Annotated in this window: 11 protein-coding genes; 9 read left to right on the forward strand and 2 right to left on the reverse strand. The window is 68.9% G+C overall.

The features are described 5' to 3' along the window. The first annotated feature begins 519 nt into the window (after positions 1 to 519). The 5 genes from GZ998_RS11785 (at position 520) to mmsB (ending at position 6,764) form a co-directional block, all read left to right on the forward strand. Positions 520 to 1,500 (forward strand): aldose-1-epimerase, encoded by a 981-nt coding sequence (locus GZ998_RS11785; RefSeq protein ID WP_219109938.1) that lies wholly within the window; start codon positions 520 to 522, stop codon positions 1,498 to 1,500. Between the two features lie 23 nt (positions 1,501 to 1,523). Further along, positions 1,524 to 2,567, forward strand: coding sequence for a LacI family DNA-binding transcriptional regulator (locus tag GZ998_RS11790; protein ID WP_257505965.1), 1,044 nt, complete (start codon positions 1,524 to 1,526; stop codon positions 2,565 to 2,567). Positions 2,568 to 2,817: 250 nt separating this feature from the next. Then, positions 2,818 to 3,981, forward strand: a complete 1,164-nt coding sequence (gene chvE, locus GZ998_RS11795; protein WP_219109939.1) for a multiple monosaccharide ABC transporter substrate-binding protein — start codon at positions 2,818 to 2,820, stop codon at positions 3,979 to 3,981. Positions 3,982 to 4,044: 63 nt separating this feature from the next. Next, positions 4,045 to 5,583 (forward strand): multiple monosaccharide ABC transporter ATP-binding protein, encoded by a 1,539-nt coding sequence (mmsA, locus tag GZ998_RS11800; RefSeq protein ID WP_161924801.1) that lies wholly within the window; start codon positions 4,045 to 4,047, stop codon positions 5,581 to 5,583. Further along, positions 5,583 to 6,764 carry a multiple monosaccharide ABC transporter permease gene (mmsB, locus tag GZ998_RS11805; RefSeq protein ID WP_161924800.1) on the forward strand — a complete coding sequence of 394 codons (1,182 nt, stop codon included), beginning with the start codon at positions 5,583 to 5,585 and terminating at the stop codon, positions 6,762 to 6,764. The genes mmsA and mmsB overlap by 1 nt, the downstream gene beginning before the upstream one ends. A gap of 88 nt (positions 6,765 to 6,852) precedes the next feature. On the opposite strand, the gene GZ998_RS11810 is transcribed toward mmsB, so the two are convergent. Next, positions 6,853 to 7,890: a LacI family DNA-binding transcriptional regulator gene (locus GZ998_RS11810; RefSeq protein ID WP_162680085.1), complete on the reverse strand. Its 1,038-nt coding sequence runs from the start codon at positions 7,888 to 7,890 to the stop codon at positions 6,853 to 6,855. Between the two features lie 55 nt (positions 7,891 to 7,945). Next, a complete protein-coding gene (locus tag GZ998_RS11815; protein WP_162680084.1) occupies positions 7,946 to 8,944 on the reverse strand; it encodes an acetylxylan esterase in 999 nt (332 codons plus the stop codon). 165 nt (positions 8,945 to 9,109) lie between these two features. Here GZ998_RS11815 and GZ998_RS11820 point away from each other — a divergent pair, with 165 nt between their 5' ends. The 4 genes from GZ998_RS11820 to GZ998_RS11835 all read left to right on the forward strand — a co-directional run bounded on the left by GZ998_RS11820 (position 9,110) and on the right by GZ998_RS11835 (position 14,833). After that, a complete protein-coding gene (locus GZ998_RS11820) occupies positions 9,110 to 10,432 on the forward strand; it encodes an ABC transporter substrate-binding protein (protein ID WP_219109940.1) in 1,323 nt (440 codons plus the stop codon). Positions 10,433 to 10,522: 90 nt separating this feature from the next. Further along, positions 10,523 to 11,509: a carbohydrate ABC transporter permease gene (locus GZ998_RS11825; RefSeq protein WP_162680083.1), complete on the forward strand. Its 987-nt coding sequence runs from the start codon at positions 10,523 to 10,525 to the stop codon at positions 11,507 to 11,509. Beyond that, positions 11,506 to 12,414 (forward strand): carbohydrate ABC transporter permease, encoded by a 909-nt coding sequence (locus GZ998_RS13360; protein ID WP_161924797.1) that lies wholly within the window; start codon positions 11,506 to 11,508, stop codon positions 12,412 to 12,414. Before GZ998_RS11825 ends, GZ998_RS13360 begins: the two co-directional genes overlap by 4 nt. Positions 12,415 to 12,454: 40 nt before the next feature. Next, positions 12,455 to 14,833 carry a glycoside hydrolase family 3 N-terminal domain-containing protein gene (locus GZ998_RS11835; protein WP_219109941.1) on the forward strand — a complete coding sequence of 793 codons (2,379 nt, stop codon included), beginning with the start codon at positions 12,455 to 12,457 and terminating at the stop codon, positions 14,831 to 14,833. Positions 14,834 to 15,241: the final 408 nt, after the last annotated feature.

Genomic DNA, 15,241 nt, shown 5'->3' on the forward strand with positions numbered 1-15,241 from the left:
CTTGCAGCCCTTCAGCAGGCCGTTAACAGGCGTTGTTAACCCCGAAGTGGCGTTGCAGGCGGGGAAGCCGCGTAGTAGGCGCCGCCGCTTTAGGGCCCGAGATCGCCACCGACACCCCTCAAGGCCGCTCCAGCCACCAACTTTCAACGACGTCATGCGGAAAAGTCGGGGTCAAGACGTACCAATCTTTGTGCCGTAGGCCGAATTGTGGCCCTCGGCGGCGCATCACGTCGGCCGCGTGCATTGCGTAGGAGCCAGCAGGAACCGGACTCCACGCGCGCCACGCCCCTTCAGCCCGGGAGTCGGCAAGGCCGTTGGCTGGGTAGAGGCGTGATTGGGGGGCTTCGGTGTGCTCACGGCGCTGCGGCCCGGCTTTCAGGGGCGGGCGGCCGCCATCTGAATACAGGACAGTAAGCGGGCGCCTTGATCCAGCTGGGAGCGTGTGACGGCGTCGGCTAACCTACGGACCACCGGGAAGCAATACGGGGCGGCGGCCCCACGAGAGTTACGGAAGCAACCATGCAATACCCTTCGCTCAACGGAGAGCTCATCGACCTGCGCGCGGGCGACTACGAGGCCCGGATTGCCGCCTCGGGGGCGACCCTGGTCCACCTGCGCCGCCAGGGCCGAGACCTGGTCATCCCCTTCGATGCCGAAACCGCCCTGCCCGGGGCCTGGCAGGGCAAGACCCTCGTCCCCTGGCCCAACCGCATTGCCGACGCCCACTACACCTACCGCGGCGTGGACTACCTGGTGCCCTGCAATGAGCCGGAGACCGGGGCCGCCCTGCACGGCCTGGTCGGCTGGGCGAACTTTGCCGTCACCGAGACGGAAACGGACGATGCCGCGGACGGCGGGACGGCCCCTACCGCCGTCACGCTCGCCCTGAGCCTGCCCGCCTCTTACGCCTACCCCTGGAGCCTGGACATCACCGTCCGCTACGCGCTGGACGCGCGCACCGGCCTAACCGTCACCACCACCGCCACCAATGCCGGCGCCGCAGTCTCCCAGACCGTCGGCGTGGTCGGCGCCCCAATTGAGGACGGCACCCCGGCGCCCGCCCCCTACGGGGTCTCCTGCCACCCCTACCTGACCCGCTCGGTCCCGCTGGACGAGTGCGTGCTGCAGGTGCCCGCCGAGCGCGTGCTCGACGTCGACGCCCACATGGCGCCCGCAGGGGAGCGGGACGTGACCGGCACCGACTCGGACTGGCGCACCGGGCGCCTGGTGGGGGCCACCGCCACCGACAACGCCTACACCGGCCTGCCCACCGGTGCCTGGCAGGTGCGACTGACCGGCGGCGAGGGGGAGCGCAGCGTGGTCATGAGTGCCGCCGCCCCCTGGGTGCAGGTCTACAGCGGTGAGCACCTGGGGCGCCGGGGCGTGGCCGTCGAGCCCATGACGTGCCCGCCCAACGCCTTCAACACCGGGCAGGACCTGATCACTCTGGCTGTGGGCCAGTCCCACACCTTCACCTGGCGCCTCTGGGAGGAGGACTGAGCCGGGCTGCGGGGGCGCACGCAATGACTGAGCAGCCCTCCCGGCCCGAACCCGCCGCGGCGACGTCCGCGGCGGCCGGGCGACGCCCGGGAATGATGGACGTCGCCCGGCTGGCCGGCGTCTCCCACCAGACCGTCTCCCGGGTTATCAACCGCCCCGAGTCCGTCCGCCCCGCCACCCTGGCGAAGGTCCGGGCCGCCATCGACCAGCTCGGCTACCGGCCCAACATGGCCGCCCGCGCCCTGGTTACCGACTCCACCCGCATGATCGGTGTGGTCACCACCGGCTCCCACTTCCAGGGGCCCGCAGCCACCACCGCCGCCATCGAAGTCGCTGCCCGGCAGGCCGGCTACGCCACCCTTGTCACTGCTCTGGAAGCGCGTGAGGTGGGGGAGGTCCGTGAGGTCTTCGACTTCCTCATCGCCCGCGGCGTGGACGGCATTATCGCCGTCGCCCCGCAGACCTGGATCGCCACCGCCGCGGAACGGGCCGCCCGGGCGGTCCCGCTCGTCGTCGTGGCGGACGGCCTGGCGCCGAGCGAGCGCATCCACGTGGTCTCGGTGGACCAGGAACTGGGTGCACGCATGGCAGTGAGGCACCTGCTGGGACACGGCCGTGAGTCCATCGCCCACCTGGCGGGCCCACAGGACTGGTACGACGCGCAGGCCCGCGCCCGCGGCTGGCGCTCGTGCCTGGAGGACGCCGGCCGGGAGGTGCCGGCAGTGCTGGCGGGGGACTGGAGCGCCGAGCGCGGATATGAGGTCGGCGCCCAGATGGTGGCCCGCGGCCTGCCCGACGCCGTCTTCTGCGCCAACGACCTCATGGCGCTGGGCATGTTGGCGGCACTGCGCGACCAGGGCGTGCGCGTGCCCGAGGACGTTGCGGTGGCGGGCTTCGATGACACGGCGGGGACGGCATTCTTCTCCCCGCCGCTGACCTCGGTGCGCCAGCCCTTCGACGAGCTGGGGGTGCTGTGCATGGAGGTGATCCTGCGCGCCATCAACGGCGAGGCGGGGGCTACTCACTCGATCTCCCCGACTCTGCGGGTGCGGCGCTCCAGCTGCTGAGGCGGGCCGTGGCCGGCCGCCAATGACGCGGTCAGGGCGCCGACGCGGGTGAAGGTTCACGAGGCGAGCGCGCGCGTACCCTCGGCGTGAGTGGCTGATTCTTGTTGTTTAGCAAGCAGATGCGGTTCGGGTGCGGCGGGAGTTGACACGCGGGAAGTGAACGTTCACACTAGAACGAGTGGCCCGCTTGGCTGTTGTGCCGAGGACCGGTGCTCCGGGCCACCGAACGATCTCAAGGAGGAGACCCACCATGTCCCGATCCCGCATCCCTGCTTTCTCCCGTCGTACCGCGCTCGCAGGGGGAGTGGGCACGGCCCTGGCACTGGCGCTGGCCGCATGCGGCGGAGGCGGCGCCGGCGGCGGCTCCGGCAGCGACACCGCGGGCAAGGCGGCCGCGGACATCAAGATCGGCGTCGCCATGCCCACCAAGTCATCCGAGCGCTGGATCAAGGACGGCTCCAACATCAAGGCCCAGCTGGAGGAGCTGGGCTACAACGTGGACCTGCAGTTCGCGGAGGATGACATCCCCACGCAGACCAACCAGATCGACAACATGATCACTCAGGGCGTGAACCTGCTCATCATCGCGCCCATTGACGGCACGGCGCTGTCCGGGCAGCTGGACTCCGCCGGTGAGGCCGGGATTCCGGTCATCTCCTATGACCGGCTCATCCGCGACAACGAGAACGTCAGCTACTACACCAGCTTCGACAACTACGACGTCGGCACCCAGATGGGCACCTCCCTGCTCATCGGCATGGGCATTCTCAATGCCGACGGCGAGGACGCCGGCGTAAAGCCGGACATGCCCTACAACATCGAGCTGTTCGGCGGCTCCCCGGATGACAACAACTCCCCGTTCTTCTTCAACGGCGCCATGGACGTGATCCAGCCCTATATCGAAAGCGGCGTGATTGCAGTCAAGTCCGGCCAGACGTCCTTCGACACCGTGGCCACCATGCGCTGGGACGCCGCCACCGCGCAGTCCCGCATGGACAACCTGATCACCTCCACCTACTCCGACGGCAGCCGGGTTGACGGCGTGCTATCGCCCCTGGACTCGATGTCAATCGGGATCCTCGGGGCCCTCAAGGGCGCCGGCTACGGCACCGACTCCCAGCCCTATCCCACGGTCACCGGCCAGGACGCCGAGGTAGCGGGAATCAAGTCCATCATGGCGGGGGAGCAGTACTCCACCATCTTCAAGGACACCCGCGAACTGGCCGACGCCGCCGTGCAGATGGCGGTCGCGGTGCTCGGCGGCCAGGAGCCGGAGGTCAATGACACCGAGACCTACGACAACGGCGTGAAAGTCGTCCCCTCCTACCTGCTCAAGTCCGAGATCATCACCCAGGACAACGTCCGCAGCTCGCTGATCGACACCGGCTACATCACCGAGGACGAGCTCAAGTGACCTCCATCGCCTTCAGCGGTCGCGCCGGCTGGAGTGCAACGGCGCGGGGAACGGGGAACCACCATGGCGGCTGACAACATTCTTGAGATGCGGGGCATCACCAAGCGCTTCCCCGGAGTGGTGGCACTGGATGACGTCAACTTCGCGGTCAGGCGCGGCGAGATCCACGCCATCTGCGGGGAGAACGGGGCTGGCAAGTCGACCCTGATGAAGGTGCTGTCCGGCGTGCACCCGCACGGCACCTACGAGGGGCAGATCCTGCTCGACGGCCAGGAAGTCAGCTTCTCCGACATCAAGGCGTCGGAGAGCGCGGGCATCGCGATCATCCACCAGGAACTCACGCTCAGCCCCTTCCTGTCCATCGCCGAGAACATCTTCCTGGGCAATGAGCGCTCCTCCCGCGGCGTCATCGACTGGCACCGCACGAATACCGAGGCGCAGAAGATCATGGCCCGCGTGGGGCTGGCGGAGAACCCGGCCACGCGCATCCAGGACATCGGCGTGGGCAAGCAGCAGCTGGTGGAGATCGCCAAGGCCCTGTCCAAGGACGTGCGCCTGCTCATCCTGGACGAGCCCACCGCCGCCCTCAACGACGACGACTCCGCCCACCTGCTCGACCTCATGCGGCAGCTCAAGGAGCGCGGGATCACCTGCATCATGATCTCCCACAAGCTCGGTGAGATCAGGCAGATCGCCGACTCCACGACGATCATCCGCGACGGGCACACCATCGCCACGCTCGACATGCACCGCGAGGGCGGAGTCGACGAGGACGAGATCATCCGCCTCATGGTGGGCCGCACACTGGACCAGCGATTCCCCGATCACATCCCGCACATTGCCGACGAGGCGCTGCGGCTCGAGGGCTGGACCGTGCACCACCCCGCGGATCCGTCGCGCACCGTCGTCGACGCCGCCGACCTGGTGCTCAGGCACGGTGAGATAGTCGGACTGGCCGGGCTCATGGGCGCCGGGCGCACCGAGCTGGCCATGAGCCTGTTCGGGCGCTCCTGGGGCAGCGACATCAGCGGCAGGGTCCTCAAGGACGGCCGCGAGATCGAGATCAAGGACGTGGCCTCGGCGATCGCCAACGGCATCGCCTACGTCTCGGAGGACCGCAAGCGCTACGGCCTGAACCTCATCGAGTCGATCAGGCGCAACGTGTCCTCGGCATCCCCGCGCCGGTTCTCCCAGCGCGGCGTGCTGGACCTGCACCGGGAGCGAGCCGTCGTCACCGAGCTGTGCGGCCAGATGGCGGTCAAGGCCCCCACCATCGAGTCCGTCGTCGGCGGGCTGTCGGGAGGCAACCAGCAGAAGGTCGTGCTCGCCAAGTGGGTGGCCGCCGAGCCGGACGTACTCATCCTCGATGAGCCCACCCGCGGCATCGACGTCGGCGCCAAGTATGAGATCTACCAGATCATCAACCAGCTCGCGGACGCGGGCAAGGCGGTACTGGTCATCTCCTCGGAGCTGCCCGAGCTCCTGGGCATCTGCGATCGCATCTACGCGTTGTCAGCAGGGCGCGTCACCGCCGACCTGGAGCGCAAAGACGCCACCCAGGAGACCCTCATGCGTTACATGACTCAAATCAAGGAAGCCTAATGTCAAATACACTTTCAGCGCTCGCGGGCGCTCTGCGCACGAACCTGCGGCAGGGCGGCCTGGCCGTGGCCCTGGTGGTAATCATCGCCTTCTTCGCCGTCGCCACTAACGGCCAGATCCTCTCCTCCCAGAACGTCTCCAACATCATCGTGCAGAACGCCTATGTACTGGTCCTGGCAATCGGCATGCTCTTCGCCATCCTGATGGCGGACATCGACCTCTCGGTCGGCTCGGTGGTGGCGCTGACCGGCGCGGTGGCCGGCGTCGTGACCGTCAACCACGGCATGCCCTGGTGGATGGGCGTGGTTGCCGCGCTGCTCACCGGCCTGCTGGTCGGAGTCTGGCAGGGATTCTGGATTGCCTTCGTAGGAATCCCCGCTTTCATCGTCACGCTGGCCGGCATGCTCATCTTCCGCGGCCTGACCATGATCGTGCTGCACAACCTGTCGATCTCCCCGTTCCCCGGCGGATTCCGGGAGATCTCCTCGGGATACCTCAACGGCTTGCTCGGCGGCTACGGATATGACGTATTCACGCTGCTGCTGGTGGCCATCGCGCTCGCCGCGTATGTGTTCTCCGAGGTGCGCAACCGGCGCCGTTCCATCGCCAACGAGGTGCCGGTGACCTCGCGCGGCCTGTGGATCGGCCGCATCGTGGTGGTCTGCATCATCGGTATGGCCTTCGCCTGGAAGATCGCCACCTACAAGGGCACGCCCTACGTGCTGATCATCTTGGCGGCGCTGATCCTGATCTACTCCTTCGTGGCCGGGCGCACCGTCATTGGCCGGCAGATCTACGCGATCGGCGGCAACAAGGAGGCGGCGGCCCTGTCCGGCGTCAAGGTCCCCTGGGTCCGCTTCTGGGTGTTCGTCAACAACGGGGTGCTGTGCGCATTGGCCGGCATCATCTTCACCTCCAGGCTCAATATGGCCGGACCCAAGGCGGGGCAGGGTTTTGAGCTGGATGCCATCGCCGCCTGCTTCATCGGCGGGGCAGCGGTCACCGGCGGCGTGGGCACCGTCGTCGGCGCCATCGTCGGTGGCCTGGTCATGGCCGTGATGAACAACGGCATGTCCCTGCTGGGCGTGGGCATCGACTACCAGCAGGCCATCAAGGGACTGGTGGTGCTCGGCGCCGTCGCCTTCGACCTGCTGAACAAGCGCCGTGCCGTGACCGCCTAGGCGGCGCGCAGCAGCGATCGGCCCGAAACGCGGGTGGTGGTGGGGCGACACCGGCTCACCACCGCCCGCGGTGGCAAGCCGGGCCCCGCTACCGGGGCGGCGCCGCGGAGTCGCGGACGACCAGGCGGGTGCTCAGCCGCACGGGCGTGGTGGTCAGCATGGGGCGGCCGTGGTGGTTGTCCACGATCATGCGGACGGCCTCCTGCCCCATGCGGAACAGCGGCTGACGCACCGTCGTGAGCCGCGGCGCTGCCCAGCCGGCCATCTCCGTGTCGTCGAAGCCGACCACGCTGAAGTCCTCCGGGATGCGCAGCCCGGCCTCACGAACCGCCTCGTAGATGCCCAGCGCGGTGGTGTCCGAGGCGGCGAAGACCGCGGTCGGACGCTCCCCCTCCGGCAGCCGCAGCAGCCGACGCCCCTGCTGCAGGCCGGTCTCATAGGTGAAGGTCCCGGAGGAAATCAGGTTTGCGTGGACGGGCAGCGAGTGCATCTGCAGCGCGGACAGGTAGCCCTGGTGGCGTTCGCGCGCGGGCACCGAGTCGTCCGGGCCGCCGACCAGGGCAATGCGCTCGTGGCCGAGCCCGATCAGGTACTCGGTGGCGTCCACCCCGCCGTTCCAGTTGGTCGCGCCGATGGAGGCGATGCCGCGCTCCTGCTCGCCGGAGGGGTCGATCAGCACCACTGGCAGGCCGATGCGCCTGGCGCTGGCGTGCTGCTCACGGGTGAGCGGGGAGGTCAGCACGATCAGGCCGAGGTAGTCGGTGGCCTTCAGCAGCGTGAACCACTCCGGTTCGAAGGGCACCGGGTACGCGCGCTCGGCCGGCTCGGGCGTGTAGGTGGTGTGCAGGGCGACTCCGGCGTCGAGCGCGGCGGTCGCGGCTCCTTTGAGTACTTCGATGGTGTAGGCGGTGGCGAGGTCGTCGGAGACAATCGCGATCGGCCGGTAGGTGCGGGACGGCGTTGTCTCCGGGCGCACGTAGCCCAGGTCCTCGCTGGCGGCCAGGACGCGCTCACGCGTGGCGGCGGAGACGTCGGCGCGGTTGTTCAGTGCCTTGGAGGCGGCCGACTTGGAAACGCCGGCCGCCGCAGCGACGTCGTCCAGGGTCACTCGCTGCCGAGGTTCCACGTCTTCCTCCCCTCAGGGCCGCTGGAGCCCGCCGTGTATGCGGAGGCTAGCAGCACTACCGGCGGCCCCGGCGCACCGCTGCGAGCCAGGCGACCTGCTCGCGCCACTGGTAGGACTCGCCGCCCTCGTGGCCGTTGAACGGGTAGACCCGGATCTCCGGCCGCGCCGGGTCCGCGCTGCCTGCCCGGCCCCACCGGTTGCGCGCCGCGAAGACGGTCGAAGGCGGGCAGGTGGTGTCCATCAGCCCGGTGGAGAAAAGGGCCGGGCAGGTCGCCCGCGCCCCCAGCACGGCGCAGTCGAAGTAGGCGAGCGTGTGGCGCACCTGCGCTTCCTGGTCACGGTGCACGGCCAGGAAGCCGGCAATATCGGCGTAGGGCGGGTCATCCGTCAGCCCGAGGGCGCGGGGTAGGGCGCACATGAAGGGCACGTCCGGCATGGCGGCAATGACGCGGTGGTTCAGGGCGGCCGCGGCGATGGCCAGGCCCCCTCCCTGCGAGACGCCGGTGACGGCGATGCGGGCGGCATCCACCTCCGGCAGGGCCGCGGCGGCCTCAACGGCGTGGTGGGCGTCCACGAACAGCCGCCGGTACAGGTACTCCTGGCGGGATTGCAGCCCGTGGGTGGCGAATCCGGCCGCGGCCGGACCGGTGCCGTGCGGGTCGGGAGTTTCGCCCCCAGAGCCCCAGTGCGAGCCCTGTCCGCGGGTGTCCATCACCAGGTGTGCGTAGCCGGCGGCCGCCCACGCCAGGTTGTCCTGTGGCAGGCCGCGGCCCCCGCCCATGCCGAGGAACTCGACGACGGCGGGCAGCGGTACGGACTGGTCGGCCGGGGTGATCAGCCAGGCGCGGATGGGATCCCCGGCGTAACCGCCGAAGGTGACGTCCTGGACCCGGTGGGTGCGCAGCGGCGTCGTCACGGGGGCGGAACTGACGCCGTCGGGGTCGAAGGGGTTGTGTGCGAGCGTGCGCGCCCAGAAGGCGTCGAAGTCTTCCGGCTCGGGCAGTTCGGGGGAGTAGTCCTCCAGCTCGGCCAGCGGCAGGTCGAAGTGGGCCATGGCAGCTCCTTGGGGTGCGTGTGTGGTTGACAGTGGAGGGGTGGTTGGAGGCCGGCGGCGACGGCAGTTGACACGATAATGTGCGCCGCTATACTAAATGTGTCAGACGGATTCGCGAAATATTTCGATCAGCCTGATCGGACGTGGCCGTACCTGGAGGTTTCAATGATGAAGCTCAGCGCACACCGCCCCCAACCGGAACGTTACCGCCGCCGCGTCGCCGCAGTGTTGGCCGGCGTGCTGACCGCCTCGCTGGCGCTGGCCGCATGCGGCGCAGGATCCGGCGCGAGCAGTGACGATAACACCCTCACCCTGTGGCACAACGCCACCACCGGCCCCGGCTCGGAGTACTGGGAGACCATCGCCGCTGACTTCGAGGCCTCCCACGAGGGCGTAACCGTGGAGGTGCAGGCCATCCAGAACGAGGACCTGGACGGCAAGCTCCAGACCGCCCAGAACGCCGGCGAGGGCCCCGACGTCTTCCTCGCCCGCGGTGGCGGCAAGCTCCGCGACATGGTGGAGGCCGGCCTGGTCCTGGACATCTCCGGCATGATCGATCAGTCCGTGGCGGCCGACGTCCCCGAGGGCGCCTTCTCCGCCTACACGGTGGATGACGGCATCTATGCCATGCCCACCTCGCTCCAGCCCGGCGGCATCTACTACTCCCAGGACCTGTTCCAGGCCGCCGGCATCACCGCGGCGCCCACCACCATGGAGGAGCTGTCCGACGCCGTAGCCAAGCTCAAGGAATCCGGCACCTCCCCGATCGCCCTGGGGGCCAAGGATGCGTGGCCGGCGGCTCACTGGTACTACTTCTTCGCCCTGCGCGAGTGCAGCCAGGAGGTGCTGGAGTCCTCGCTGTCCGAGCTGGACTTCTCCGACCAGTGCTGGGTGGACGCCGGCGAGGACCTGGCGGACTTCGCCGCCACGGAGCCCTTCAACAGCGGATTCCTGACCACCTCCGCCCAGCAGGGTGCCGGCTCCTCGGCGGGCATGGTGGCCAACCACCAGGCCGCCATGGAGCTCATGGGCACCTGGAACGTCGGCGTCATCGCCTCACTGACCCCGGACGAGGAGCCGCTGCCCGACCTGCGCTGGTTCCCCTTCCCGGCCGTAGAGGGCGGCGCGGGCGACCCCACCGCCATCATGGGCGGCGTTGACGGCTACGCCTGCTCCTCCACCGCCCCGGCGGAGCTGTGCGCCGAGTTCCTCAACTTCTTCATGAGCGAGGAGCGTCAGGAGGCCTACGCCGACGCCTTCGAGACCATCCCCGTAAACGAGAAGGCGCAGGACGTGATCACTCAGGAGGCGCTGCTGCCGCAGGTGGAGGCCAACAATGACGCCGCCTACTCCCAGGTGTGGCTGGACACCTCCCTGGGGCAGAACATCGGCAACGCGCTCAACGTCGCCGTCGTCGACATGCTGGCGGGCAAGGGCGACGCCCAGGGCATCGTCAACGCGATGACCGCGGCCGCCGCCAAGGAATAGTCCGCACCCAACTTCCCAACCAGCAGGCCGCGGCGCGCCCCGCACGCGCCCGGGCGCGCCGCGGCCAACCCACGAAACGAGACCAGCGCAATGACAACAGCTGCAAGCTCGGCGCCTGTCAGCGGTGCCGGCGCCGTCGCCAGGCGGAGAGTCAAGAGGAAGAGCCCCAGCGCCCTGTCCTGGCGGGACCGGGTGGAGATCACCGCCCTGTCCGCCCCGGCCGTCATCCTGTTCCTGACCTTCGTCATCCTGCCGGTGATCATGGCCGCCTACTACGGCTTCTTCAAGTGGAAGGGCTTCGGCGTCCCCACCAACTTCGTCGGCTTCGACAATTACCGCACCATCCTCACCGACCCCGAGTTCCACAACGTGCTGCGGCACAACGCCATCGTGGTGGTAGGCTCACTGGCCCTGCAGGGCCCCTTCGCCCTGCTGCTGGCGCTGCTGCTGAACAAGAAGATGCGCGGGCAGTCGCTCATCCGCGTTCTCATCTTCATCCCCTACGTGATCTCCGAGGTCATCGCGGGCACCGCCTGGGGGCTGATGCTGCAGACCGACGGCGCCGTGAACGGCATGCTGCGCAAGCTCGGGCTCGGGGCGCTCGCCACTGACTGGATCTCCAACCCCAAGACGGCACTGACCGTCCTGCTGTTCATCCTGACCTGGAAGTACGCCGGATTCGCCGTCATCATCTTCCTGGCGGGCATGCAGGGCATCCCCGAGGAGCTGACCGAGGCCGCCAAGGTCGACGGCGCCTCCTACTGGCAGATCCAGCGCAAGATCACCATCCCCCTGCTGGGACCGACCATGCGCATGTGGGGCTTCCTGTCGATCATCGGCTCCCTGCAGCTGTTCGACCTGGTCTACATCATCTGGGGGCAGTACATCTCCTCCACCGCGGGCACCTCCACCATGGCCACCTACATGGTGGTCAACGGACGCATGAGCGGCAACTACGGCTACGGCAACGCGGTCGCCGTGGTGCTGTTCTTGATCTCCCTGGTGATCGCCCTGACCTATCAGCGATTCGTCCTGCGCCGCGACACCGAGGGCGCACTGACCGGGAGCAGCCGATGACCGCCGCCGTAACGTCCCTCAAGCCCCTGGCCCCCGCCGAGTCCGCGGCCGGCGCCAAGTACCGCCGTGGGCGCGCCGCCAAGCCCAAGCCCGAATGGGCCAGCCCCGCGGTCTACCTGGTGGCAGCGCTGGTGATCGCCGCCCTGCTCGCCCCGGTCGCCTACGTGATCCTCGGCGGATTCCGCAACAATTCCCAGATCACCGCCGATCCCGCCGGCCTGCCCGACCCCTGGGTGGTGGACAACTACCGGGTGGTGCTGACCAGCTCCGGTTTCTGGCTGCAGGTCGGCAACTCCACCATCGCCGCCGCCTGCGGCACCATCGGCACCGTAACGCTGGGGCTGATGGTCAGCTTCGTGATCGCCCGCTACCCCTTCAAGGGCGGCAGCGCGCTGTACATGCTGTTCGCGGCGGGACTCATGTTCCCCATGACCGTGGCCATCACGCCGCTGTACATCTTGATCAAGAACCTGGGCATGATGAACTCCCTGGCCGGCATCATCATCCCCGGCATCGCTTTTGCCCTGCCGCAGACGGTCATCATCCTGGTGCCCTTCCTGCGCGCCATCCCCAAGGAGCTGGAGGAGGCGGCCTCCCTGGACGGCTGCGGGCGCATGGGGTTCTTCTGGCGTGTGGTCGTGCCGCTGTCCGCGCCCGGCGTGGTCACCACCGGCATCCTGACCTTCGTCGGCTCGTGGAACTCCTACATGCTTCCGCTGTTCATCCTGACCGACCACTCCAAGTACACCCTCCCGCTGGGGGTGCAGGCCTTCGCCTCCGAGCACTCGGTCAACACCGCGCAGGTCCTGGCCTTCACCTCACTGTCCATGATCCCCGCCCTCGTGGTCTTCAGCCTGTTCGAGCGCCGCATCGTCGGCGGCCTGACCGGCGCCGTCAAGGGCTGACCCGGGGCCGACCGTCAACCACCGCAACCTGGAGCCAACCGTGAACACCTGGAACAACACCTCCCTGCCCGCGCACGAGCGTGCCACCGCCCTCTTAGCGGCCATGAGCCGGCGGGAGAAGATCCACCAGCTCGCCTCCTTCTGGGAGCGCAATGAGGAAGAGTCCGTCCCCGCACCGGAACCCGCCGGCGCCGGAGAACTCGACGGCCAGGCGGGCCCCGCGGACACCGCTCACCAGGTGGCCCCCATGGCCGACGCGTTCGCGGTAGGGCGCCAGGGATGGGGGGAGAGTATCGATGGCGGACTGGGCCACCTGACCCGCATCTACGGCACGGACCCCGTAAGCGTCGCCGACGGCACCGCCAAGCTGGCACGGCTCCAACGCGAGGTCGTATCCCGCAACGCCTTCGGTATTCCGGCCATCGCCCACGAGGAGTGCCTGACCGGCTTCACCGCGCTGGGGGCGACCGTATACCCGGCCGCCATCGCCTGGGGCGCCACCTGGCGGCCCGCGCTCGTGGAGCAGATGGCGCGGCGCATCGGTGCCGACCTGCACGCCGTCGGCGTCCACCAGGGCCTGGCCCCGCTGCTGGACGTGGTGCGCGACTACCGGTGGGGGCGCGTGGAGGAGACCTGCGGGGAGGACCCCTACCTGGTGGGCACGCTCGGCACCGCCTACGTGCGCGGCCTGCAGGCCCAGGGAGTGCACGCCACCCTCAAGCACTTCGTCGCCTATCCGGCCTCGAAGGCCGGCCGCAACCACGCGCCGGTGTCCATGGGCGCGCGCGAGCTGGAGGACATCATGCTGCCTCCCTTCGAGATGGCTGTACGCGAGGGCGGCGTCGCCAGCGTGATGAACTCATACTCCGACATCGACGGCGAGCCCGTGGCAGCCTCCCGCCACCTGCTCACGCAGGTGCTGCGCGAGCGCTGGGGCTTTACCGGCACCGTGGTCTCCGACTACTGGTCGGTGCGCTTCCTCCAGGCCATGCACCACGTGGCCGGGGACTACGCCCACGCCGCCGCGCTCGCGGTGCGTGCCGGACTGGACGTGGAACTGCCGGAGACCACCTGCTACTCCCACCTGGAGGCCGCCCTGGACGCCGGCCTGCTCACCGAGACCGAGCTCGACACCGCCGTGGCACGGGTGCTGACCCAGAAGGTCGAGCTGGGTCTGCTCGACGCCGACTGGGACCCGACCACCGGCGTCGAGGCGGACCGCGACCTCGACTCGCCCGGCAACCGGGCCGTCGCCCGCGCGATGGCCGAGGAGTCCGTGATTCTGCTGAAGAACGACGGCGTGCTGCCGCTGAACCCCGATGCGAGCGTGGCCGTGTCCGGTCCGGTATGGGAGGACGTGCGCTCCTTCCTGGGCTGCTACTCCTTCCCCAACCACGTGCTAAGCCGCGACGGCGGCCGCACCACGGGGCTGGACATCCGCGACCTGCCCACCGCGCTGGGTGCCGCCCGCCCCGGCGAAGCCACCTTCCACCAGGGCGTCGGCTTCATCGATGGGCGCGTGGAGGACTTCGATGCTGCTGTCGCCGCCGCCGCGGCCGCCGACGTCGCCATCGTCACTCTCGGGGATATCGCCGGGCTCTTCGGCGGGGGCACCTCCGGGGAGGGCTGCGACGTCGTCGACCTGGGCCTGCCCGGACGCCAGGGCGAGCTGCTGGAGGCGGTGCTGGCGACCGGCACCCCCACCGTGCTGGTGCTGGTAACCGGGCGCCCCTACGCGCTGGGGGAGTACGCCGATCGCTGCGCCGCCATCGTGCAGGCCTTCATGCCTGGCGTGGAGGGCGCCGACGCCATTGCCGGCGTGCTCACCGGTGCCATCAACCCCTCCGGGCGGCTGCCCGTCGCCATTCCGAATGGTCGCGGCGGCCAGCCGGGCACCTACCTGGCGGCACCACTCGCCTGGCACGCCGACGGCATCTCCAACCTGGACCCCACCCCGCTGTATCCCTTCGGCTACGGGCTCAGCTACTCGAGCTTCACCCTCACCGACCCCGCCGTCTCCGCCACACGGATGGACGTCGACGGCCAGGTCGACTACGCGGTCACGGTCACCAACGCTTCCGACCGCCCCGGGGCCGAAGTCGTCCAGCTGTACCTATCCGACCCGGTGGCCGAAGTGGTCCGTCCGCTGAAGGTCCTCATCGGCTTCGCCAAGGTGGACCTGGAGGCGCGGGAGTCCAAGCGCGTCACCTTCACAGTGCACGCCGACCGCACCTCCTTCACCGGCACCGACCACCGGCGCATTGTCGAACCCGGCCAGATCCTGCTCGCCGCCGGCACCAGCAGTGAGGACCGGTTGGACCCGCTCGCGGTTGAGATCACCGGTGCGCGCCGCGTGGTCGGTGAGGGCCGCGTGCTCACCACACCGGTCGCCGTCACGCCCGCGCCGACGGCACCCTGAAGCCCGGTGGCGCGGCGGCCTTGCACGACCGGGTCAAGGACCGGTGGGCGCTGCCAACGGGGGTGCGCGCCGATGCTCAGGTGAAGCTGTGCCTGTCCGGTTTCTGCGGCCCCTACCTAGGTGGCGTGCGGGGAGTGGCAGTTGGTGTTCGGGGCTGCGCTGGCGCGGTGGTTCGTATGTCGGCACGACGGTTCGTATGTTCTGGTTGGTGTTCCAGTTGGCGGTTCGTAACTCGGGGTGACGGTTCGTACCTCGTGGCGACGGTTCGTACGTTCTGGTCGACGGTTCGTACCTTTCGGTGACGCTACGTACCCCTACGGTACTGTGCTGTCTCCACACTTCTGGGACGGTTGAGTCTCATGACTTCTGGGACGGTTGAGTCTCATGGGTTTTGGGACGGTTGGGAGC

Source organism: Actinomyces sp. 594 (assembly GCF_019325145.1).
In the GTDB taxonomy this organism is placed as follows: domain Bacteria; phylum Actinomycetota; class Actinomycetes; order Actinomycetales; family Actinomycetaceae; genus Actinomyces.

Excerpts from the sequence above, each read along its gene's own strand:
- GZ998_RS11785 (WP_219109938.1), top strand. The coding sequence starts at position 520 with ATGCAATACCCTTCGCTCAACGGAGAGCTCATCGACCTGCGCGCGGGC.
- GZ998_RS11790 (WP_257505965.1), top strand. The coding sequence starts at position 1,524 with ATGACTGAGCAGCCCTCCCGGCCCGAACCCGCCGCGGCGACGTCCGCG.
- chvE (WP_219109939.1), top strand. The coding sequence starts at position 2,818 with ATGTCCCGATCCCGCATCCCTGCTTTCTCCCGTCGTACCGCGCTCGCA.
- mmsA (WP_161924801.1), top strand. The coding sequence starts at position 4,045 with ATGGCGGCTGACAACATTCTTGAGATGCGGGGCATCACCAAGCGCTTC.
- mmsB (WP_161924800.1), top strand. The coding sequence starts at position 5,583 with ATGTCAAATACACTTTCAGCGCTCGCGGGCGCTCTGCGCACGAACCTG.
- GZ998_RS11815 (WP_162680084.1), bottom strand. The coding sequence starts at position 8,944 with ATGGCCCACTTCGACCTGCCGCTGGCCGAGCTGGAGGACTACTCCCCC.
- GZ998_RS11820 (WP_219109940.1), top strand. The coding sequence starts at position 9,110 with ATGATGAAGCTCAGCGCACACCGCCCCCAACCGGAACGTTACCGCCGC.
- GZ998_RS11825 (WP_162680083.1), top strand. The coding sequence starts at position 10,523 with ATGACAACAGCTGCAAGCTCGGCGCCTGTCAGCGGTGCCGGCGCCGTC.
- GZ998_RS13360 (WP_161924797.1), top strand. The coding sequence starts at position 11,506 with ATGACCGCCGCCGTAACGTCCCTCAAGCCCCTGGCCCCCGCCGAGTCC.